Annotated in this window: 22 protein-coding genes; 8 read left to right on the top strand and 14 right to left on the bottom strand. The window is 72.5% G+C overall.

Annotation, left to right across the window (positions count from 1 at the left end):
* Window positions 1-28: 28 nt before the first annotated feature.
* Window positions 29-397, top strand: a complete 369-nt coding sequence (locus ACIA5G_RS20545) for a MerR family transcriptional regulator (protein ID WP_395925387.1) — start codon at window positions 29-31, stop codon at window positions 395-397.
* On the opposite strand, the gene ACIA5G_RS20540 is transcribed toward ACIA5G_RS20545, so the two are convergent.
* Window positions 394-534 carry a hypothetical protein gene (locus tag ACIA5G_RS20540; RefSeq protein WP_395925385.1) on the bottom strand — a complete coding sequence of 47 codons (141 nt, stop codon included), beginning with the start codon at window positions 532-534 and terminating at the stop codon, window positions 394-396. The two genes, ACIA5G_RS20545 and ACIA5G_RS20540, sit on opposite strands and share 4 nt — an antisense overlap.
* Window positions 535-708: 174 nt before the next feature.
* Here ACIA5G_RS20540 and ACIA5G_RS20535 point away from each other — a divergent pair, with 174 nt between their 5' ends.
* The gene (locus ACIA5G_RS20535; RefSeq protein WP_395925383.1) at window positions 709-879 is read left to right on the top strand and encodes a hypothetical protein; all 171 of its coding nucleotides are present in this window, start codon (window positions 709-711) and stop codon (window positions 877-879) included.
* A 394-nt stretch (window positions 880-1,273) separates the two neighbouring features.
* Here ACIA5G_RS20535 and ACIA5G_RS20530 read toward each other — a convergent pair whose 3' ends face one another.
* Both ACIA5G_RS20530 and ACIA5G_RS20525 read right to left on the bottom strand, forming a co-directional pair.
* Entirely contained in the window at window positions 1,274-2,230 is a 957-nt protein-coding gene (locus ACIA5G_RS20530; protein WP_395925380.1) for a LuxR C-terminal-related transcriptional regulator, read from the bottom strand.
* A gap of 171 nt (window positions 2,231-2,401) precedes the next feature.
* Complete coding sequence (locus tag ACIA5G_RS20525) at window positions 2,402-2,824, bottom strand: DUF5709 domain-containing protein (protein WP_395925378.1); 423 nt, start codon at window positions 2,822-2,824, stop codon at window positions 2,402-2,404.
* A 100-nt stretch (window positions 2,825-2,924) separates the two neighbouring features.
* Between ACIA5G_RS20525 and ACIA5G_RS20520 the strand changes: the two genes are divergently transcribed.
* Window positions 2,925-3,749, top strand: a complete 825-nt coding sequence (locus ACIA5G_RS20520; RefSeq protein ID WP_395925376.1) for a cyclase family protein — start codon at window positions 2,925-2,927, stop codon at window positions 3,747-3,749.
* Between the two features lie 107 nt (window positions 3,750-3,856).
* On the opposite strand, the gene ACIA5G_RS20515 is transcribed toward ACIA5G_RS20520, so the two are convergent.
* The 4 genes from ACIA5G_RS20515 to ACIA5G_RS20500 all read right to left on the bottom strand — a co-directional run bounded on the left by ACIA5G_RS20515 (window position 3,857) and on the right by ACIA5G_RS20500 (window position 8,421).
* The gene (locus ACIA5G_RS20515; RefSeq protein ID WP_395925374.1) at window positions 3,857-6,169 is read right to left on the bottom strand and encodes a putative bifunctional diguanylate cyclase/phosphodiesterase; all 2,313 of its coding nucleotides are present in this window, start codon (window positions 6,167-6,169) and stop codon (window positions 3,857-3,859) included.
* Between the two features lie 99 nt (window positions 6,170-6,268).
* Window positions 6,269-7,087 (bottom strand): ABC transporter permease, encoded by an 819-nt coding sequence (locus ACIA5G_RS20510; protein WP_395925372.1) that lies wholly within the window; start codon window positions 7,085-7,087, stop codon window positions 6,269-6,271.
* Window positions 7,077-7,970: an ABC transporter ATP-binding protein gene (locus ACIA5G_RS20505; protein WP_395925370.1), complete on the bottom strand. Its 894-nt coding sequence runs from the start codon at window positions 7,968-7,970 to the stop codon at window positions 7,077-7,079. Before ACIA5G_RS20505 ends, ACIA5G_RS20510 begins: the two co-directional genes overlap by 11 nt.
* A complete protein-coding gene (locus ACIA5G_RS20500; RefSeq protein ID WP_395925368.1) occupies window positions 7,879-8,421 on the bottom strand; it encodes a hypothetical protein in 543 nt (180 codons plus the stop codon). The genes ACIA5G_RS20505 and ACIA5G_RS20500 overlap by 92 nt, the downstream gene beginning before the upstream one ends.
* Before the next feature lie 112 nt (window positions 8,422-8,533).
* Between ACIA5G_RS20500 and ACIA5G_RS20495 the strand changes: the two genes are divergently transcribed.
* Together ACIA5G_RS20495 and sigJ are read left to right on the top strand one after the other, a co-directional pair.
* On the top strand, window positions 8,534-9,583 hold the full coding sequence (locus tag ACIA5G_RS20495; RefSeq protein ID WP_395925366.1) for an amidohydrolase family protein: 1,050 nt from the start codon (window positions 8,534-8,536) through the stop codon (window positions 9,581-9,583).
* A gap of 87 nt (window positions 9,584-9,670) precedes the next feature.
* Window positions 9,671-10,552: an RNA polymerase sigma factor SigJ gene (gene sigJ / locus ACIA5G_RS20490; protein WP_395925364.1), complete on the top strand. Its 882-nt coding sequence runs from the start codon at window positions 9,671-9,673 to the stop codon at window positions 10,550-10,552.
* A 26-nt stretch (window positions 10,553-10,578) separates the two neighbouring features.
* On the opposite strand, the gene ACIA5G_RS20485 is transcribed toward sigJ, so the two are convergent.
* On the bottom strand, window positions 10,579-10,746 hold the full coding sequence (locus tag ACIA5G_RS20485) for a hypothetical protein (RefSeq protein WP_395925362.1): 168 nt from the start codon (window positions 10,744-10,746) through the stop codon (window positions 10,579-10,581).
* 160 nt (window positions 10,747-10,906) lie between these two features.
* Window positions 10,907-11,068: a hypothetical protein gene (locus tag ACIA5G_RS20480; protein WP_395925360.1), complete on the bottom strand. Its 162-nt coding sequence runs from the start codon at window positions 11,066-11,068 to the stop codon at window positions 10,907-10,909.
* Between the two features lie 435 nt (window positions 11,069-11,503).
* On the opposite strand from ACIA5G_RS20480, the gene ACIA5G_RS20475 reads away from it, so the two are divergent.
* The gene (locus tag ACIA5G_RS20475) at window positions 11,504-12,301 is read left to right on the top strand and encodes a hypothetical protein (protein ID WP_395925358.1); all 798 of its coding nucleotides are present in this window, start codon (window positions 11,504-11,506) and stop codon (window positions 12,299-12,301) included.
* Window positions 12,302-12,304: 3 nt separating this feature from the next.
* Here the strand turns inward: ACIA5G_RS20475 and ACIA5G_RS20470 are convergent, their stop codons facing one another.
* The gene (locus ACIA5G_RS20470) at window positions 12,305-14,641 is read right to left on the bottom strand and encodes an AAA family ATPase (protein WP_395925356.1); all 2,337 of its coding nucleotides are present in this window, start codon (window positions 14,639-14,641) and stop codon (window positions 12,305-12,307) included.
* A 315-nt stretch (window positions 14,642-14,956) separates the two neighbouring features.
* Between ACIA5G_RS20470 and shbA the strand changes: the two genes are divergently transcribed.
* Both shbA and ACIA5G_RS20460 read left to right on the top strand, forming a co-directional pair.
* Window positions 14,957-15,601 carry an RNA polymerase sigma factor ShbA gene (shbA, locus tag ACIA5G_RS20465; RefSeq protein ID WP_395925354.1) on the top strand — a complete coding sequence of 215 codons (645 nt, stop codon included), beginning with the start codon at window positions 14,957-14,959 and terminating at the stop codon, window positions 15,599-15,601.
* A gap of 52 nt (window positions 15,602-15,653) precedes the next feature.
* Window positions 15,654-16,532 (top strand): 1-aminocyclopropane-1-carboxylate deaminase/D-cysteine desulfhydrase, encoded by an 879-nt coding sequence (locus tag ACIA5G_RS20460; protein WP_395925352.1) that lies wholly within the window; start codon window positions 15,654-15,656, stop codon window positions 16,530-16,532.
* A 94-nt stretch (window positions 16,533-16,626) separates the two neighbouring features.
* On the opposite strand, the gene ACIA5G_RS20455 is transcribed toward ACIA5G_RS20460, so the two are convergent.
* The 4 genes from ACIA5G_RS20455 to ACIA5G_RS20440 all read right to left on the bottom strand — a co-directional run bounded on the left by ACIA5G_RS20455 (window position 16,627) and on the right by ACIA5G_RS20440 (window position 18,894).
* Complete coding sequence (locus ACIA5G_RS20455; protein WP_395925350.1) at window positions 16,627-16,929, bottom strand: cupin domain-containing protein; 303 nt, start codon at window positions 16,927-16,929, stop codon at window positions 16,627-16,629.
* A gap of 9 nt (window positions 16,930-16,938) precedes the next feature.
* On the bottom strand, window positions 16,939-17,433 hold the full coding sequence (locus ACIA5G_RS20450; protein WP_395925348.1) for a sigma-70 family RNA polymerase sigma factor: 495 nt from the start codon (window positions 17,431-17,433) through the stop codon (window positions 16,939-16,941).
* A gap of 173 nt (window positions 17,434-17,606) precedes the next feature.
* Window positions 17,607-18,323 (bottom strand): SDR family oxidoreductase, encoded by a 717-nt coding sequence (locus ACIA5G_RS20445; RefSeq protein WP_395925346.1) that lies wholly within the window; start codon window positions 18,321-18,323, stop codon window positions 17,607-17,609.
* Window positions 18,324-18,528: 205 nt separating this feature from the next.
* Window positions 18,529-18,894, bottom strand: coding sequence for an RNA-binding S4 domain-containing protein (locus ACIA5G_RS20440; RefSeq protein ID WP_395925344.1), 366 nt, complete (start codon window positions 18,892-18,894; stop codon window positions 18,529-18,531).
* Window positions 18,895-18,908 lie beyond the last annotated feature (14 nt).

The raw sequence follows: 18,908 nt of genomic DNA, 5'->3' as shown, positions 1-18,908 counted from the left end.
CTACTCCGGCGGACGTGAGGTGGCACACATGCGGATCGGCGAGCTCGCGGAGCGCACCGGCACGGCCCGCCGGCTGCTCCGGTACTACGAGGAGCAGGGGCTGATCATCGCGGCGCGGGGCCCGAACGGCTACCGCGACTACGACGAGCCGACGGTCGACCGCGTCGTCCAGGTGCGCGGGCTGCTCGACGCCGGGCTGCCCACCCGCATCATCAAACAGATCCTGCCCTGCCTCGACAAGCCCCGCGCGATCTACTTCCCCGACGCGACCCCGGAGATGATCGCCACCCTGGAGGCGGAGCGCGACCGCATGGCGCGGCGCGCGGAGTGCCTGCTGCGCAACCGCGACGCGATCTCCGAGTACCTGGCCGCGGTGCGCGAGTACGACCCCGTCTAACCGGCTTCTTCGGCGGCGTTTTCCCCGGGGTTCTGGACCCAGTGCAGTGTGTCGGCCTCCGGCCACCACCCCGGCGGGTCCGGCCGGGGACGGCCGCCGTCCTCGGCCCACCAGCGCGGCGGAGCGTCGTCTCCCATGCCGCTGACGGTAGGAGCGCCCCGCGGTTCGCACACCGGTCGAGGGCGGCCAACGTCCGGTTCCGGCCGGGCGGCCGGTGGCCGGAACCGGACAGTGGCCGAAGCCGCCCCTGGCTGCGCGTTCGCGGTGGCCTTACGTTTGGCCGGGGAGATCACTTCGCGGGAGGAAAACGCATGGTCAAGCGTGTGCTGGCGGGCTTGCTCGCGGCAGCGGCGATCGGCACCTTGGGCGCGCAGGCCGCGGTGGCCGCGGCGCCGGGCAACGGCGACCCGGGAGTCCGGGGGCCGGGTGACTGCGTGTGGATCTGGACGAACGGGCCGCCGGAGTGCCGCAAGCTGGAGTAGCGCGGCTCAGGTGGTGGGCGGGTGGCCGCGACGCTGCGGCCGCCCGCGTCCGGGTTCAGGCGGTCAGGCGGTGAGTGGCCTTGCCGGTCGGGCCGCGGCGCTCGTCCGGCCTTGGTCCACGCGGCCCCGGCAGGCTGCAGCGAACTTGCCGGCCGGATCGAGTGCTCGCCGAGAGTGGGCGTGTCTCAGCCCGGCCGCGACACTGCGGCCGCCCGCGTCCGGGTTCAGGCGGTTATGCGGCGAGTGGCTTTGCCGGTCGGGCCGCGGCGCTCGCCCGGCCTGGGTCCACGCGGCCCCGGCAGGCAGCAGCGAACTTGCCGGCCGGACCGAGTGCTCGCCGAGACTGGGCGTGTCTCAACCCGGCCGCGACACTGCGGCCGCCCGCGTCCGGGCGTCAGCCGAGCCAGCCCAGTCGCGTCGCCGCGAACACCGCGGCCACCCGGTTGTCCGCCTGCAGCGCCTCGAGCAGACCCTGGACGTGCCGCCGGACCGTCCGCTCGCTCACGTCCAGATGCCGTGCGATCGCACCGTCCGTCATGCCCGTCGCCAGCAGGTCCAGCACCTTGGCCTGCGTCGGGGTCAGCCCGTGGCGAGGCTGCTCGCCCGGGTCGTGGATCGCCACCGACTGGCTCCAGACCAGCTCGAACAGCATCCGCAACGCCGCCACGATCGTCGGGCTGCGGACGAACACCGCGCCCTCCATCCCGCTCGGGTCGAGCGGCACCAGCGCGGAATGCCGGTCCGCGACCACCATCTTCATCGGCAGCTCCGGCGCCACCCGCATGGTCCAGCCGGCGGCCACACTCGCGTCGACGACCTCCTTCGCGCCGTCGAACTCGAGGGCCGCGCGCTCGTAGACGTTGCGCAGGCGCACTCCACGTTCGGTCACCGCGTCGGGCAGGCGCATCACCGTGCTCGCGTCCGGTTTGCGCCGGAAGTGCCGGGTGGTGAACGTCAGGAACTCCTCGCGCGCCGACAAGCAGAGCTCCAGCGACAGCGAGCCGATGCGCCGCGGGTCGGTCAGCACCTCGACGGCCGAGTCGCCGCCGGCGCCGTTCGCCGCGCGGTACACCGCCTGCAGCATGTCGAGCTGCTGGCGCGCCGCGACGATCTGGCGCTGCTGCTCCAGCAGCCGCTGCTGCGCGCCCAGGATGGCGTGGTCGACCGCGCGCACCGGCTCCATCGGCGCGATCACCGGATCGTCGCGGTAGTCGCGGCGCACGAACCCCCGGTCGAACAGCTCCCGCATCTCCGGGCTCTCGGCCCGCGGGTCGTCCAGCGGCATCGGCCCGGTGCGCACCATGGCGTCGTACAGCGCGCCCGCGCCGGCCGTCAGCAGCCCTTCCAGCATCCGTGTCCCTCCCCGGCAGGCGCGGGCCCGGCCGGATCCGGACGCTGACCGCTCTGCCACCTACCCCACGCGCCGGACGGGGGAAAGGATTAGGCCGCTCGCGGAATTCGGGGCCGGACCCGTCGTGGGGGTGGGTCCGGCCTCACCGCGGCGGGTGGCCGGCCCGGCCGCTCACCAGCGCCGCGACGGGTCGATCACGTGGACGGCCGCTTCCTCCGCCGACGCCGCGCCGCCGTCGATGCCCGCGTCCGAGGCGTACAGCTCTTCGTCGCTGTCTCCGCCGTAACCCTCGTCGGTCGCGACCAGGCGGCCCGCGCGGACGTCGCCGACCTCGTCGTCGATGAGCTCGCCGTCGGTGTCGTCGCTGTCGCCGAGGCCGTCACCCTCCTCGTCCGCGACGTCCGGGACCTCGCGAGCCAGCCGCCCCGACCAGCCCTCACCCTCGGCGGTTTCGCGGGCGGTCGTGCCCCATTCCTCCGTGGCTCGCGGCCGTTCCGGCGGTGAATAGCCCTCCGCCAGCTCGTCGCGGTCGTCCAGGGTGTCCTCGGGGTCGAGGATGCCTTCGTCGGCGTGGTCTTCGATGTCGTCGTCCATGCCTGCCATCCTCGCGCAACTCCTTGGCCGCGGCGGGCGCGGGTGATATCACCGTGCAGGCCGCCGCACGGGCGGTTGTTCCGGTGAAAGGTGAATCCCCATGCCGATGAGACGCAGGGTGCTGGCCGCGGGGCTGGCCGGGGTGTTCGGCGCCGCCCTGTCGGGGCGGACGGCGCAGGCCGCGCAAGCCACGCCGCCGGTGCGGCTCGACCAGCTCAACCTGGTCAACCTGTCGCACGTCAACGACCCCGCCACGACCAACGTGTTCCCCGGCGACCCGGCCTTCGAGCTGGAAACCATCGCCACCATCCCCGACGACGGCTACTACCTGCAGTTCGTCCGCGAAGGCGAGCACACCGGAACGCACTGGGGCGCACCCGGCCACTTCACCACCGGCGAACCGCTCGCCGACCACATGGACCCGGCGGATCTATTCCGGCCCGCCGTCAAGATCGACGTAAGAGCGAAGGCCGCGGCCAACCCCGACTACGCCGTCACGATCGACGACCTCAAGGCGTGGGAGAAGCGCCACGGCCGCATCCCCGACGAAGCCGTCGTGGTGCTCTGGACCGGCTGGGACGCCAAGTGGGGTACCCCGGCCTTCCCGAACACCGGCGCGGACGGCGTGCTGCACCAGCCCGGCTTTTCGATCCCCGCGGTGAAGTGGCTGATCGACACCGGACGGCTCGGCCGCCGCGGCGGCACCGGCACCGACACGTTCAGCCCGGACGTCGGCCTCGACGAGACGTACACGGTGTCGAAGCTGGTGTACCAGCGCCACCGGATCAGCCTTGAGATCCTGGCGAACCTGAAGGCGTTGCCGACGACGGGAGCGTGGGTGCTCGCGGGCGGCCCGATCAACCGCAACGGCGCCGGCTCGACGGCGACGATCTTCGGCGTGCTGCCGCCCGGCGTGAAAGCCTGACCGGCTTCGCCTGGCTCAAGCGCCCCAATGCGGCCTTCGGTGCGTCAGACGCACCGAAGGCCGCCTTGGGTGCGTGAGACGCAACCAAGGCCACCTTGGGGCGCCGGCTAACCCGCCGAGACGCTCGAAAGCCGGAGCGCGGACAACGGCGCCGGGCGGCCGAACCGGTACCCCTGGGCGGCGGGACACCCCGCCCGGATCACCAGTTCGGCCTGCTCGGCCGTCTCGATGCCCTCGGCGACCACCTCGAGCTCGAGATCGGCGCACAGCCCGACCAGTGACCGGCACAGCGCCGCGTCGCGTTCCGGCTGCACACCCGTCGTCAGCGCGCGGTCCAGCTTGATCAGGTCGACCGGCAGCGCGTGCAGCACGGTCAGGGAGCTGTACCCGGCGCCGAAGTCGTCGAGCGCGACCCGGACGCCGAGGTCCTGCAGACGGCGGATCGCCGCGGCGCCCGCGGCCAGGTCCGGCACCGGCACCGTCTCGGTGATCTCCACGACGAGCCGTGACGCGGGCAGCGTGTACCGGTCCAGCGCCGCGGCGACACTCTCCTCCAGCGCGGCCGCGCCGAGCCGGCTCGCGCACACGTTGACGTGCACCGTCAGGTCGAGCCCGGCCTTGGTGATCTCGCGGCAGGCCAGGTCCAGCACCAGCGCGTCCAGCTCGGCGCCGAGCCCGGCGGCTTCGGCCGCGCGGACGAACGTCTCGGGTGACACCGCGGCGCCGTCGCGGGTGGTCCAGCGGGCCAGCGCCTCCACGGCCACCGGCGTCTCGTCGGCCAGCCGGACGATCGGCTGGAACACCAGCCCGAAACCCTCCGGGATGCCGCCGGCGGCGCGGCGCAGCGCCGTCGGGAAGTCGGGCGGGCCGTCCTGCGACGGGCGGTACACCACCGTCGTGTCCTTGCCCAGCCGCTTGCCCGCGTACATCGAGGTGTCCGCGCGGCCCAGCAGGACGTCGGAGGTGACGAGCGGCTCGGCCGGGTCCGGCACCACCAGGCCCATGCTCGCGCGGACCGGGACCAGCGTGCCGGACACGGCGAACGGCCGCCGCAGCGCGCCCTGGATCCGGTCGGCGACGGCCTGCGGCGCGTCCAGCTCGCCTTCCAGGAGGATCGCGAACTCGTCGCCGCCGAGGCGTGCGACGGTGTCGGTCGAGCGCACGCAGCTCAGCAGCCGCTGGGCGACGGCGTGCAGCAGGACGTCGCCGCCGGCGTGCCCGAACCGGTCGTTGACCTCCTTGAAGTCGTCGAGGTCGACGAAGAGCAGCACCAGCGGCCGGCCGGCGGCTTCGGAGCCCTGCTCGACGGCCCGGTCGAGCCGGTCGGCGAACAGCGCGCGGTTGGCCAGCCCGGTCAGCGGGTCGTGGTAGGCCTGGTGGGTCAGCTGCTGCTGGCCCTCGTACACCCGGCGCAGCAGCAACCTGTTGTCCAGCAACGAAAGCAGCTGCCGGGCGAGCACCAGGAACACCACCAGCACGCCGACGAAGATCTCGACGGCGTCCGGCCCGGCGCCGGCGATCAGCTGCACGGTGATCAGCAGCGCCACCGCCGTGACCGGGACGTACGGCAGCGCCAGCTGCCACCAGTCGACCCCGCCCGGCGAGCCGGCGTCGTCCCACCGCCGGGCGCCCGGCGTCACCAGCAGCGCGAACGCGATGAACAGCGGCCCGAGCACGAACCCGCCGTCCGACCACGGCTTCATGCTCTCCGCGCCGATGCTGACCAGGTAGGCGAACACGCTGTCGGAGGCGGCGAGCGCGACGATCCCGACCGCGGCCAGCAGCAGGTTCGTGCGGTAGGGCCGGTCCACCCGGTCGAACACCACCAGCAGCACCGCCACGACCACGATCACCAGGTCGGACAGCGGGTAGGAGATGGCGACGGCCCAGGTCCCCTGGTCCGGCGCGGTGGCTCGGACCAGCTGCCCGAGCGCCGCGGTCCAGGTGAGGATGAACAGCGAGCCGGTGACGATCAGGCCGTCGAGCACCACCGCGACGCCGAAGTGCGCCGTCCACTGCGCGGGCCGGAAGCGCTCGCGGTCGGGCCGCACCCGTGCCCGGGCGAGCACGAACAGGGCGGCGAGCGCGAACACCGGGAAGCTCAGGTACCCGACGTCGGCCAATGACGGCGACGGCAGCCCGCGCCCGTCGACCAGCTGGTACCAGGACCAGACGCACTGGCCGAGCGACCAGCCGGCCATGCCGGTCGCGACGAGCACCCGCCACCAGCGCTGGTGGCCGCGGACCCGGCGGGCCACCAGGACACCGCAGACGACCGCGCCGACCCCGGCGCTCAGCTGCATCACGTCGTCGACCCACAGCGCGAAGGTGTCGCCCCAGAACGCAAAACCGTTCACCACGACCAGGGCCACCGTGACGAGGACGAGCAGGACCGCCACCGGGTACCGCCGCACTGTCATGGCACCTCACGTGGGGTTCATCCGCCGGTCGGACCGGCAAACACTACACCGCGCGCACGGTGGTGCCGGCGCACCGCACCGGTGGCCGGCACCCCCACATCAGGCGATGTCACGGCGGTGCAGCAGCCACCCGCCGAGCACGCCGAACACCACCAGGTAGCCCGCCAGCACGGCCATGGCCTGCCCGGATCCGACGACCTGGTCGACGCCGGGCGCGTTCGCCCCGAACGCGGCGGCCAGCGCCCCGGCGTTCGGCCCGGGCAGCACCTTCTGCAGCTGCGCGACCCAGTCGAGCAGCGGCGCGGCGATCGACGCCAGGAGGTTCTGCACCGCCAGCAGCCAGACCAGGCCGAGCCCGATCGGCAGCGCGACCGAGCGCAGGCCGATCGCCAGCAGCACACCGAGCGAGCCCCACATCGTCGTGACGAGCCAGCCGGCGCCGAGGCCGCGCAGGACGTCGGTGAGCGACGGCCAGACCAGCGCCTGCCCTTCGAGTGACGCGACGAGTGCGCTCGCGCCGGCGGTGGCGGCGAACAGCGCGAGCACCACGGCCAGCGCGGCGATCGCGACGGTGACCAGCTTCGCGCCGTAGACCGCGACGCGCGACGGGTGCTGCACCAGGATCGTCTTCCAGGTGCCGTAGCCGTATTCACTGCCCGCGACCAGCACGCCGAAGATCAGCGCCAGCGCGCCGACGAAGATCGGCAGCCCGCCCAGCGCACTGCCGACGAACGCGTCGGGCAGCATCGCCGCCAGCCCGCGGCCGGAGCCCGGTGGCCCGGACGTCGCCCCGCTCAGGCCGGCGTAGGGGATGGCGTAGCCGAACGTCAGCGACAGCACGACGGCGACGGCCAGCAGCAGCCAGCTCGCCGGGCGGCGGGCCTGCTTGGTGAGCTCGGCTCGGATGTCACGCAGCATCGGAGGTACCTCCGGTCAGGGCGAGGAAGGTCTGTTCCAGGTCGGGTTCGTGCCAGCGCAGCTCGGTGACGGTCATCCCGGCGCCGACCAGCTCGGCGTTGACGCGCCCGGCTTCACCCGGGTCGACGTCGAGCTCCAGGGCGTTCCCCTCGACGCGGACACCGTTGTAGAGCTGTCGCAGGTGGTCGCGGGCCCGGTCGAGCGGGTCGGCGACCACCCGCAGCGCGCCGCCCGCCCGCAGGTCCTCGACGGTCGTCTCGGAAACGAGCCGGCCGTGGTCGAGCACCCCGACGCGGTCGCAGATCTGCTCGACCTCGGCCAGCAGGTGGCTCGACAGCAGCACGGTGCAGCCGTCCGCGGCGAGCTTGCGGAGGGTGACGCGCATGTCGGCCATGCCCGCCGGGTCGAGGCCGTTGGTGGGCTCGTCGAGCACCACCAGCTCGGGTTCCTTCAGCAGAGCCGCGGCGAGGCCGAGGCGCTGCTTCATGCCGAGCGAGTACGTCGCGTACCGGTCCTTCGCGCGGTCGGTGAGGCTGACGACGTCGAGCACGGCGTCGACCCGGGTGCGGCGGACGCCGGCGTGGTCGGCGAGGATCCGCAGGTTGGCCCGGCCCGAGAGGTACGGGTAGAACGCGGGTCCCTCGATGAGCGCGCCGACCCGGGCGAGGCTGCCCGGTCCCGGTTCGGCGCCGAGCAGCCGGACGTGCCCGGACGTCGGCCGGATCAGGCCGAGCAGCATCCGCAGCGTCGTCGTCTTGCCCGCGCCGTTGGGGCCGAGGAAGCCGTAGATCTCACCGGCGTGCACCGACAGGTTCAGGTCCTCGACCGCGGCGGCCGTTCCGTAGCGCTTGGTCAGTGCCGTTGTGTGGACGGGCAGGGTCATGGGATTCCTTCCGGAGGCGGCCCCACGGCTTGAAGACCGAGAGGACGCTGGCGAACAGCAACAGACCGGGGGCGACGACCACGGGGTAGAGCAGGCCTTCGGGGTTCGTGGTGGCTTCGGCGATCCCGGGTCGCAGCGCGACGAGGATCAGCACGACCATCAGGACGTTGATCGCGAGTTTCACGGCGACCCACCAATAGCGGACCAGGCCGTACTTCGACCCGAGGCCGAGCACGGCGCCGGTGACGAGCGCGAGCAGCGCGGCGGCCAGCATCGGCCACACGGCGAACAGCCCGAGCGCCTGCAGGCTGGTGGCGCGGACGGCGGCGTTGTCGGTGAGCAGCGCGGTGCAGACGAGGATGCCGAGCACCGCGTCGATGCCGATCCACGCGCCGGCCGACACGATGTGGCCCACCAGCCACCACTTCCGCGCCCGGGTCTTCAGCTTCATGACGTCTCCTTTTCGACGCCTCTCATCGTCTTGCTCCGGCGGCTTCCGGTCGTCCGGCGGCGGACGGCTCTTGCGGCTACGCCGGAGCGCGTACGCGGGTACGTTCGGTGTGGTGATCGTTCGCATCCGGGGGTACGCGCTGCCGAGCGGCGAGTACGTCGATCTGTATGCCGACGGGGACCGCTGGACCACCGACCCGGTGCCCGGCGCGTCGCTGGTCGGCGAGGGCTGGCTGCTGCCGGGGCTGGTCGACGCGCACACCCACCCGGGCGCGGTCGAGGTCGGCCGGCCGATGGACGCGGACCTGCTGCGGGAACAGCTGCACCAGCACGTCGACGCCGGGGTCACGCTGATCCGCTCGCCGGGCCTGCCGGGCGAGCCGCCGCCGTGGTTCGGCGAGGACCCGGACGTGCCGCGCGCCCGGCACGCGGGTCCGTGGCTGGCGCAGCACGGTCAGTTCTTCGACGGCTGGGGCCGCCGCGCGGACCACGACGAGCTGCCGGCGCTGGCGGCGTCGCAGGCCGCCCGCACGGGCTGGGCGAAGATCATCGCGGACTGGCGCATCGGGGATTCCTCGGTGCCGGTGGACGTGCTGCGGGCCGTGGTGCGCGCGGTGCACGCGGCCGGCGGACGCGTCGCGGTGCACAGCCAGCACCCGGAAGGCGGGGCGGCGGCGGTCGCGGCGGGCGTGGATTCCCTGGAACACGGGATGTGCCTGGATCCGGATCTGCTGGCGCGCATGGCTTCGCAGGGAACGGCGCTGACACCGACGTTGTCGACGCTGATCGCGGGCCTGCCGAACGCGGAGAAGGCGCCGGACAGTCCCAAACGGACCTGGTTCCTGCGCGGGGCGGGCGCACACGGCGCGTTGACGGCGGCCGCGGCGGAAGCCGGGGTGCGGGTGCTGGCGGGCACGGACTCCTTGCCGCACGGCGGAATCCACGCCGAAATCCGCGCGATGGTGGCCGCCGGGATGCGGCCCGAAGCGGCGCTGGCGGCGGCGTCGTGGAGCGCGCGTGAGTACTTGGGGCTACGCGGTCTGGAGCCCGGTGCCCCGGCCGACGCGGTGGTCTACGACCGTGATCCGCGGCTGGATCTGGACCAGCTCGCCGACCCGGTCGCGGTGGTGCTGCGGGGGCGTTGTGTGCGGAGCCGCGCGTAGGGTCGCGGGACCTCCCGTCCGGCGGTGCTTCGCGGTTGTGCCGGATCCCGGCTGTCACAGCCGGCCGCTCCGGTTCGTCGAAGCGGTATGAGCACCTCAACCGTCTTGACCGAGCGGCCGCGGCTGATCGGCATCGCCTACCGGCTCCTCGGTTCGCTGAGTGACGCCGAGGACGTCGTCCAGGACGCCTACGGGCGCTGGTTCGCGTTGTCGGAACCGCAGCGCGCGGCCATCGAGTCGCCCGGCGCCTGGCTGACGACCGTGGCCGGCCGCATCTGCCTGGACGTGCTCGGTTCGGCGCGCGTGCGGCGGGAGCGGTACGTCGGCGAGTGGCTGCCCGAGCCGCTGCCGGAGCAGGGGAGCGACGCCGACCCCGCCGACCGCGTCACGCTCGACGAGTCGGTCACGATGGCGTTCCTGGTCGTGCTGGAGGCGATGACGCCGGCCGAGCGGGTGGCGTTCGTCCTGCACGACGTGTTCGGCTACCCGTTCGGTGAGGTGGCCGGGGTCCTCGGCCGGACACCGGCGGCGTGCCGGCAGCTGGCGTCGTCGGCCCGCCGCCGGGTCCGCGCCGCCCGGGAGCCGGAGCCGTCCCGGGCCCGCAGCGCGGCGATCGTGCGGGAGTTCAAGCTGGCCTGGGAGGCGAAGGACATCAACGGGCTCGTGCGGTTGCTGGACCCGCAGGCGACCGTGACGGCGGACGGCGGCGGCCTGGTGAGCGCGGTGCTGCACCCGGTGACCGGCGGCGAGCTGATCGCGCGGCGCACGGTCGAGCTCACGTCCCGGTTCCCGGCGTCGACCCTCCTGGAGCGGACGGTCAACGGCCGGCCGGGCCTGGTCATGGAGCGTGCCGGGGTGGTGGTGACGGTGCTGGCGTTCGAGCTCACCGGCGAGCGGATCAAGCGGATCTGGGCGGTCCGCAACCCCGAGAAGCTCCGCCCGTGGCTGGCCGGGTGCCCGATCGACTGAATCCGGCACGGCGGTTAGCGGGCCCGCTAACCGCCGAGCCGCTCGTGCGGGGTCCGGGGCGCCGGGACGACAAACGCGATCACGGTCGCCAGGAGCCCGGCGAGCAACGAGAGGTGCGCCGCGGCCGGCACGGCGCTGATCAGGAAGAGCCGCAGCGTTCCCGAGATCAGCAGGCGCCACAACTTCGGGTTCATGATCAACAAGTACCCCCTCGGCGCCGGCCGTGAACCGGGCCGGGCCACGATCACCCGGCCGTGGTGACGGCTCCCAGGGGAACGTCACCACAGCCGCGCGCTCAACCGAAGAAGCCGGTCAGCAGGGCCAGGACGAGCCCGATGGCGTGGGTCTGCATCGCTACCGCACCTCCTCTCCGTGCGCGACGACCACGGGGGTGGTGTCCGGTGTGGGCGGTGCCGTGTCCCCGGGCTGCCCCAGTGCGACGCCGGCCACGAGGGCCACCGCCGTCAGCCAGAAAGCCAGCCGCAGGAGCAGCGAAAACGAACAGACGACCTTCATTTCGACTCCTTCGACACGAGCGCACGAGGGCGGCGGCGAGCCACCCGGGAACACCCGGTGGTCTTGTGGGTTTTCGCCGCGGAATCGATGCGGCCCACCAAGAATGCGGCCGCCGGGAACGGCGCGGCAAGGCGTTTCCCGTTTCCCGTGCCGGTGGGACAGGAAACCGCGGGATAACGATCCGCAAGGCGTCCCATGATCGACTGGACAGCAGCGGTTGCACTGACGAATATTGATCCCCGTGCGTGGACGGCGAGGGGAGTAACGGTGGACTTCAGCCCGGCGGACGTGGTCGGTGAACTGAAGGTCCTGCGCAAAGGGAGGGGAATTTTCACCACACCACTGGCGGACCGCGTCGGTCCCGCTTTGCGTGCCGTGTGCGGCATTTTGGAAGATGACGACACAGTGGAGATGCGGCGTAAGCTTTCGGGTCGTTTGCGGCCGCTCGTGGAGTCGTTGCCGGACGACCTGAAGATCGCCCTGCTCGCCGCGTTCGCGCTGGACGAGCGGGCGCGCAAACCCTTCTACCAGGAACGGGTGCACTGGGCGGCGATCACGATCGACCGCGACGACCGCACCGTGCGGCGGCGGATCGACGAGGGAATCGAGCAGGTCGCGGCAATGGCCGTGGCGGCGGGCGCGCCGGACCCGGGGCCACGCTATCCGAGCCGCAGTTGGCACACCGAAGAACTGCGCGTGTCACTGGCGCTCGATCAGCCGGTGGCGGAGGCGTTCGAATTCCGGCGGGTGGTCGCCGACGCGGACGAAATCGCCGAACTGGACCTGGCGTTGACGCTGACCGCGATCGGCGAATCCGCCGAATCGGTGCGGGACTCGGATCTCGAGGTCGACGTGTTCCACGGCGGTGTGCTGGCCGGGCGCGTGATGGAGTCGAGTGACCGGGTCGGGTTGTCGTTGCGGCTGCCGGAACCGTTGCGCCGCGGCGAACGGCACGAGATCGGCCTGCGATTCCGGGCGCGGATGCGCGAGCCGCACTACGTGTGCGTGCCGCGGCACCCGTGTGATCTTTTCGACCTGCACGTCCGATTCGGCGAAGACGTTCCGCAGCGGATCGTCCGGCTGGAAAAGGCTTTCCAGGTCGACACGCGCGACCGCACCCCGCGCGGCGCGGTGCTCGAGACCGACGACGCCGGTGAGGTGCACGTCCGGTTCCGGCACCTGGCGCCCGGCTTCGCGTACGGGATCCGGTGGCAGCCCGCGGGCACCGGCTGAGCGTCAGTCACCCGGCCAGACGAGCCGTTCGAAGGTGAACAGCGCGGTCATGAACGGCTGCGGGATCCGCACGAGCTGGCGCGCGGCGCGGGCCTTCGCCGCCAAGCTGCCGACGGCTTCGCGGGCGGCGTCGTCGACCAGGGTGGTCGCGCGTTCGCGGGGGCCCCGGCCGCTCAGGGCGAGCGCGAGCCCGAGGTCGAGGCGGCTTTCGACGGTCTCCGGGTGACTCCGGCCGAGCAGCCGGATCTGCGGCCCGACCACCCCTTCGAGGAGGTCGGCCTGCCGGTCGAACTCGCGGAGCCGCGCGTGCGCCAGGCCCATTCCGTGGCGGATCCGCAGGTGCAGCGGGTTGTTGTCGCCGAACACCCGCAGGACCACCTGCTCGGTCGCGGCCAGCGACTTCAGTGCCGCATCGGGGTGGCGGGCCAGCCGCGCACGGTCGGCGAGCACCGAAGCAGCAAGGGCCAGCGGGTGCTCGGGGCCGTACTGCCGCGCGTAGTCCGTCTTGCGGTCGGCCGGACCGAGCGCCAGCACGGCATCGGCGTGCACCAGCTGTGCTTCGGCGAACCGGGGATGCCGTTCGCGGCCCGCCGCCTGGTGGCGCGCGACAACCTCGGCGGCGACGTCCCGCGCCCGTCGCGGATCCCCGGCCTGCAGGAGGCTCCGCGCGCGCTCGAGGTCGAGGTCGTCGTCCGGCTCCGCCGATTCGAGGAGTGTGACGGCGTCCCGTGGGCGGCCGCGGAGCCGCCGGGCCCGGGCCGCGGCGGCCTGCGCCGCGGCGGGCAGCGGCTCGGCCTGCCAGAACAGCCGATCGGCTTCGGCGTAGTCGCCCTGACCGTCGAGGGCCTGCGCCGCGATCAAGCCGGCGGCGAGCCGCCCGGGTTCGTCGACGGCCAGCGCCAGTGCCGCACGCGCGTGTTCGACGGCCTCCGCGTGCAGGCCGCAGGCGATTTCGACGCGGGCCGCCGCGGTGAGATCCGCCGAGGTCGCTTCGCCGGTCGAGAGGATCGCCGCGTGGATTTCACCCGCCGTCGCCGGGTCGCCGTGGTCCTCGAACGCCACCGCGACCGGGCGCAGCAGCCGGACCCGGTGGGCCGGCGCGTGGTCGGCGAGCACCCGCGCGTGCTGGAGCAGGCCGCCGTCGAGGACGGCTTCGGGCGCCTGGCCGAGCAGCTCGCCGAACTCGCCCTGGGCGACCTCGACGGCGAGCGCCTGGAGCCGCAGGTCGTCGCCGTCCCGCGTGGCGAACCCGTGGGTGACGAGCTCCTCGACGGCCGTGTCGAACTCCGCGGCGCCGGGGGAGCCGAGCGCCGCCCGGGCGACCTCCGGCGGAAGCGGCGCCGGCGCGAGCACCGCGCCCAGCCGCAGCAGGTCGCGGGGCAGCGGGCCGAGCTCGCGCAGCAGGTTCCGGACGGCTTCGGGCGCCGAGTCCGGCTCGGCCCCGGTGATCGGGCCGGGCACGGCCGCGGTGGTGTGCAGGGTCATCGGGTGGCCGTCGCAGCGGGCGGCGAACCGCAGCACCGCTTCGCGCTCGGCGTCGTCCGCGAGCGGCCGGACCGCCGTGACCAGCCGCAGGCTTTCGTCCGGGGTGAGGCCGGGCAGGTCCACCGTCTCCGCGGCCCAGGGTGACGGCGTGAACCGGCTGGTCACCAGGGTGCGCACTCGCTCGGCCGGCACCAGCAGCCGGTCGAGGACGGCGGGTGGCAGCCCGGCCGGGACGTCGTCGACGAGCACCAGCACCCGGCCGGGCGCCGCGCCGATCCGGTCGGCGAGCAGCCCGCGCAGGCGGTCGAGGTCCAGGCCGGCGACGTCCGCGTCCAGCCGGTCCGCGGCGGCCCGCGCCAGCGCGAGGTGGAAACCGGGGAGGAAGTCGTCCGGGTCGAGGTGGCCGAACGGGCCGGTCCGCAGCACCTGGCCGGGGAAGAGGCGGGCGTACTGCTCGGCCAGTGTGGTCTTGCCGGTGCCGGGCAGGCCGCGGAGCACGACCACCGGCCGTGAGCCCAGCGCTTGGTGGACGGCCCGGAGCATCGGATGCCGGCCGACAAAAGCCGGTCTCCGGTCCGCCGCGACTTTGCGGCGGATTCGTTCGACGAAGTCCTGCAGCGTTTCCGCATCGGTGAAGAAACGGTAGTTTTCGGCCGGGCCGTGTTGACGATGGGCCAGCAATACCCGGGCCCCGGCGGCCGCGTCCACGAGTTCGGCGGTGAGTGTGTCGAATTCGTCGAAACGGACGTCGCGGAACACGCGCAACCCGCCGGACCGGAGGGCCTTTTCGAGCCGGTCGGCTGTTTCGCCGGTGGCGCGGAGGACCACGTCGAAGCGGTCCGCGGTGGCGTTCAATGGGTGATCATGAGTTCGGTCCCTGGTGATCGGCTGCCGTCACCCGCGGTGGATCGGCCCGGGACGGGGTTTTGCTACCGTTTTCCGCCGGGTGGACAGGAACTGTCCACTATTTGACCCGTGTGCCGCGGGTGACCGGCCGGTAGGCCGAATGGGTCGTTTCTCGTTAACGGACAATAGCTGGACAAGAAGTTCGCTCTTGCAACGTTGCTGGTCAGTGCCTCGATTACTCCGTATGTCGGATCGCGGATCGTCCAAGGACCATTGTGGTCCATTGTGGACGGCGGGTCCGGTGGACGGAGCGAGGAGGGAACCGTGGACACCACGACCTTGGAGACGCCGGCCCCGGTCGACGGATATGTCGTACTCGAGGAACTGCCGCGGCCGGACGGCAAGCTGACCAAGGAGCAGCTCGACCCGGTGGTGGCGGCGGCGCGCACCGGCGACCCGGACGCCGTCCAGGCGCTGCTGCGGCTCATCAAGCCGACGGTCGTGCGCTACTGCCGCGCCCGGATCGGCGGCCGGGACCTGTCCTACCTCTCCGCCGACGACGTCGCGCAGGAGGTCTGCCTGGCGGTGCTGAAGGTGCTGCCCAACTACCAGGACCGCGGCGGCTCGTTCCTGTACCTGGTGCGCGCGATCGCGGCGAACAAGGTCGCGGACGCGTTCCGCTCGATCGCGCGGGACCGGTCGAAGCCGGTCTCGGAGCTGCCGGACCGCCCCCTGGGCGGCAACGAGCCGGAGAACCGCGTGCTGGAGCAGGACCTCGGCGTCCGCCTGGGCCGCCTGGTGGCGCTGCTGCCCCCGCTGCACCGCGAGATCCTGTCCCTGCGCATCATCGCCGGCCTGTCGGCGAACGAAGTGGCGGAGGCCCTGGGCATCTCGGCGGGCAATGTCCGCATCACCCAGTACCGCGCGTTGACCAAGCTGCGCGGCATGATCGGCGACGGCGAGCTTTGAGCGGTGTCCGGTCCGGTCGGGCAGGGCGCCTGGCCGGACTAAGCTGCCCATCGTGGGTTCTGACCTGGCCGATCTCGCACGCTTGCCTTCGCCGCTCGTGGAGCTGCGCGACGACAGGATCGAGCGGCACGGTGTCCACCTGCAGCTCAAGCGGGACGACCTGATCAACCCGGAGATCCCGGGCAACAAGTGGCGCAAGCTCCGCCACAACCTGCAGGCGGCCCGGGATCAGGGCTTCACCAGGCTCTTGACCTTCGGTGGCGCGTACTCGAACCACATCCGCGCCACCGCCGCCGCCGGCCACCACCTGGGGCTGGAGACGGTCGGCGTCATCCGGGGTGACGAGCACGATTCGCTCAACGAGTCCCTCGCCTACGCCGTCGAACGCGGGATGACACTGACCTACCTGGACCGTGAGACCTATCGCCGCAAGACGGAACCGGCCGTCCTCACCGCGCTGACCCGCCGGTTCGGCCCGTGCTACGTCCTTCCCGAGGGTGGCAGCAACGGCCTCGCCGTACGGGGGACCGCCGAACTGGTTGCTGAGATCACGACGGATTTCGACGTCATCTGCTGCGCGACCGGAACCGGCGGCACGCCGGCTGGTGTCGCCGCCGGCCTGACCGGTCCACGGCGTGCGCTCGGTTTTGCCGTCCTCAAGGGTGCTCGATTCCTGGAAGACGAAGTCCGCCGACTTCAGCAGGATGCGGATGGGCAGGTCACCACGAACTGGGCGGTCGACCTCGACTTCCACTTCGGCGGCTACGCCAAGCGCAGCACCGCGCTTGACGCGTTCATCGTCGATTTCGACGATCGGCACGGCGTCACGCTCGATTGGGTGTACGAGGCGAAGATGCTTTACGGGATCTTCGAACGGGCCGAGGCCGGAGCTTTCGCGCCGGGAACTCGTGTTGTCGCGGTGCTGGGCTAGCCCTCATGCCGGACAGCCTGGTGCCGGGCTCGTCACCGACCGGCACCGGATCGGCAGCGGTGGGAGAGGCCGACATGACCCACCGGCTGACGTGTCACTCCAGCCATTCGGTGATGAAGTGGTCGCTTTCGTGGATGTGCACGGCCTCGTAAACGCCGGGGCCGAGCACCGCGAACTTGTGCGGCGTGCCGGCCGGGACGACCAGGACGTCGCCCGCGCCGCCGTCGCGTTGGTCGTCGCCGATGGTGAAGCGGGCGCGGCCCTGGATGATGACGAACGTTTCGGTGTACGGGTGCCGGTGGAGGCGCGGGCCGGAGCCGATGACGTCGGTGCTTTCGCGGATGACGGAGATTCCGGACCCGACGTCGCGTCCTTCGAAGTTCTCGCTGTCGCTCACCTGGCCAGGCTAGCCCGAAACGACCCGCCGCAGCCGGCACAGCGCCCGGTGCTGGGCGACGCGGACCGCACCCGGTGTCGAGCCGACCGCCGCCGCCGTTTCCTCCGCGGTCAACCCGACCACCACGCGCAGGACCACGATCTCGCGCTGCTTCGCCGGCAGGACCTGCAGCAGCCGCGCCATGCGTTCGCCCAGCTCACGCCGCAGCGCGTGGTGCTCGGGGTCCGGCGAAGCGTCGACCTCGTCCGGCAGCTCGGCCACCGGCTCGGCCCGCTGGCGCGCGGCGGCCCTGCGCGCGGCCACGACCCGGTCGCGGGTGATGCCGCAGACGAAGGCCGGGAACGGCCGTTCGGGCGGCCGGCCGGGCAGGGCCTTCAGCAGCTCGACGCAGACGTCCTGCGCGACGTCGTCGGCCGTGTTCGCGCCGAGGCGGGCCCGGCAGTAGCGCACCACCAGCGGCCGCGCCGCGGCGAGCAGGCGGTCCGGAGCTTCCTGAGCGGTCATGACTTCCTCCCCAGCGCGGATGTCCGGGACGGAACTACCCGTTTCCCGCCGGCCCAGTCACCGGCCGCGCGGATTCCCCGGTTTCCGGGGCAGATCCGCCTCCGGGACGTCGATTCGGAGGTCATCACCCCATGGCGGCAACCGCGCGGTCCCGGGGTCAACCTCTCGGGCGGTCAGGCCTGCGCGGTCGGCCGCACGACGATCTCGTTCACGTCGACGTCGGCCGGCTGCTCGATGGCGAACGCGATGGCCCGGGCGATCGACTCCGGCGGGATGGCCAGGGCGTCCCGCGCGCTGGTCAGCCGGGCTTTCTCCGCCGGGTCGGCGATGCCGTCGACGAAGTCCGTCGCGATGATGCCGGGGGAGACGAGCGAGACGCGCAGGCTCGGCCCGGCTTCCTGGCGCAGGCCTTCGGAAATCGTGCGGACGGCGGTTTTGGTGGCCGCGTAGACCGCCATGGCCGGCACGGTCCGGTACGCCGCGGTCGACGCCGTGTGCACGAACTGGCCGGCCCCCTGTGCGCGGAACACCGGCAGGGCGGCCGCGATCCCGTTGAGCACCCCCTTGACGTTCACGTCGAACATCGCGTTCCAGTCGTCGCTTCGCAGGTCGTCGAACCGCGAAAGCGGCGCGATGCCGGCGTTGCCGACCAGGACGTCGACCCGGCCGTGCTGCTCGCGGGCCAGCCGGACGAGGTTCGCGACGTCCTCGGGGTGCCGGACGTCGGTCGGCAGGCTGACCGCGCCGAGCTTCGTGGCCAGCTCGTCCAGCCGGTCCTTGCGCCGCGCGCCCAGCACGACCTTCGCGCCGCGCTCGGCCAGCAGGGTTGCGGTCGCCGCGCCGATCCCGCTGCTGGCGCCGGTGATGACAACCACCTTGTCCTTGATCATGGGAAGCTCCTCGTTAAATGGACATGTGTCCGCTTGCCCTTCCGACGATAGCGGACACTTGTCCACTTGGCCAGCGTGCAGCATTACCGCTCGGTGGGATGTGTCACGAACGACCCATTTCCGGGGTCGCTCGACCAGGACACGGTGAATGGCTCATTCCTGGCCTTCGGCGACGGGAATGAGGAAGCGCGAAGCGGAGTTCGGCTCAGGAGTCCGGCGACCGGAACGCATCCAGCACGCGGCGTTCCCTTTTGGTCGGCCGGCCCGCGCCGCGATCGCGCCGGGCGACCGGGATCACCGCGTCCGGGGGCGGCTTCGGCGTCCGGTCGATGAAGCAGGTCGCCGCGTCCGGTGCGCCGACTCGTTTCTGGATCACCCGTACCACGTCGAGGATCCTGGTCGTCCCGGCGACGCGCAGGCGCACTTCGTCACCCGGCACCACGGTCGTCGCGGGCTTGGCCGGCTTGTTGTTGACGCGCACGTGACCGCCCCGGCACGCGGCGGCGGCGTCCGGGCGGGTCTTCGTCAGCCGGACCGCCCAGAGCCAGCGGTCCACTCGGGTCGACTCCACAGTCGTCCATCATG

Source organism: Amycolatopsis sp. NPDC051758 (assembly GCF_044453095.1).
In the GTDB taxonomy this organism is placed as follows: Bacteria; Actinomycetota; Actinomycetes; order Mycobacteriales; family Pseudonocardiaceae; genus Amycolatopsis.
The sequence above is the reverse complement of the archived record's forward strand: the minus strand, read 5'-3'. Positions and strand labels throughout refer to the sequence as shown.

Excerpts from the sequence above, each read along its gene's own strand:
- ACIA5G_RS20450 (WP_395925348.1), bottom strand. The coding sequence starts at position 17,433 with ATGACCGCTCAGGAAGCTCCGGACCGCCTGCTCGCCGCGGCGCGGCCG.
- ACIA5G_RS20445 (WP_395925346.1), bottom strand. The coding sequence starts at position 18,323 with ATGATCAAGGACAAGGTGGTTGTCATCACCGGCGCCAGCAGCGGGATC.
- ACIA5G_RS20485 (WP_395925362.1), bottom strand. The coding sequence starts at position 10,746 with ATGAACCCGAAGTTGTGGCGCCTGCTGATCTCGGGAACGCTGCGGCTC.
- ACIA5G_RS20500 (WP_395925368.1), bottom strand. The coding sequence starts at position 8,421 with ATGAAGCTGAAGACCCGGGCGCGGAAGTGGTGGCTGGTGGGCCACATC.
- ACIA5G_RS20525 (WP_395925378.1), bottom strand. The coding sequence starts at position 2,824 with ATGGACGACGACATCGAAGACCACGCCGACGAAGGCATCCTCGACCCC.
- ACIA5G_RS20535 (WP_395925383.1), top strand. The coding sequence starts at position 709 with ATGGTCAAGCGTGTGCTGGCGGGCTTGCTCGCGGCAGCGGCGATCGGC.
- ACIA5G_RS20505 (WP_395925370.1), bottom strand. The coding sequence starts at position 7,970 with ATGACCCTGCCCGTCCACACAACGGCACTGACCAAGCGCTACGGAACG.
- sigJ (WP_395925364.1), top strand. The coding sequence starts at position 9,671 with ATGAGCACCTCAACCGTCTTGACCGAGCGGCCGCGGCTGATCGGCATC.
- ACIA5G_RS20530 (WP_395925380.1), bottom strand. The coding sequence starts at position 2,230 with ATGCTGGAAGGGCTGCTGACGGCCGGCGCGGGCGCGCTGTACGACGCC.
- ACIA5G_RS20515 (WP_395925374.1), bottom strand. The coding sequence starts at position 6,169 with ATGACAGTGCGGCGGTACCCGGTGGCGGTCCTGCTCGTCCTCGTCACG.
- ACIA5G_RS20510 (WP_395925372.1), bottom strand. The coding sequence starts at position 7,087 with ATGCTGCGTGACATCCGAGCCGAGCTCACCAAGCAGGCCCGCCGCCCG.
- ACIA5G_RS20540 (WP_395925385.1), bottom strand. The coding sequence starts at position 534 with ATGGGAGACGACGCTCCGCCGCGCTGGTGGGCCGAGGACGGCGGCCGT.
- ACIA5G_RS20480 (WP_395925360.1), bottom strand. The coding sequence starts at position 11,068 with ATGAAGGTCGTCTGTTCGTTTTCGCTGCTCCTGCGGCTGGCTTTCTGG.
- ACIA5G_RS20520 (WP_395925376.1), top strand. The coding sequence starts at position 2,925 with ATGCCGATGAGACGCAGGGTGCTGGCCGCGGGGCTGGCCGGGGTGTTC.
- ACIA5G_RS20545 (WP_395925387.1), top strand. The coding sequence starts at position 29 with ATGCGGATCGGCGAGCTCGCGGAGCGCACCGGCACGGCCCGCCGGCTG.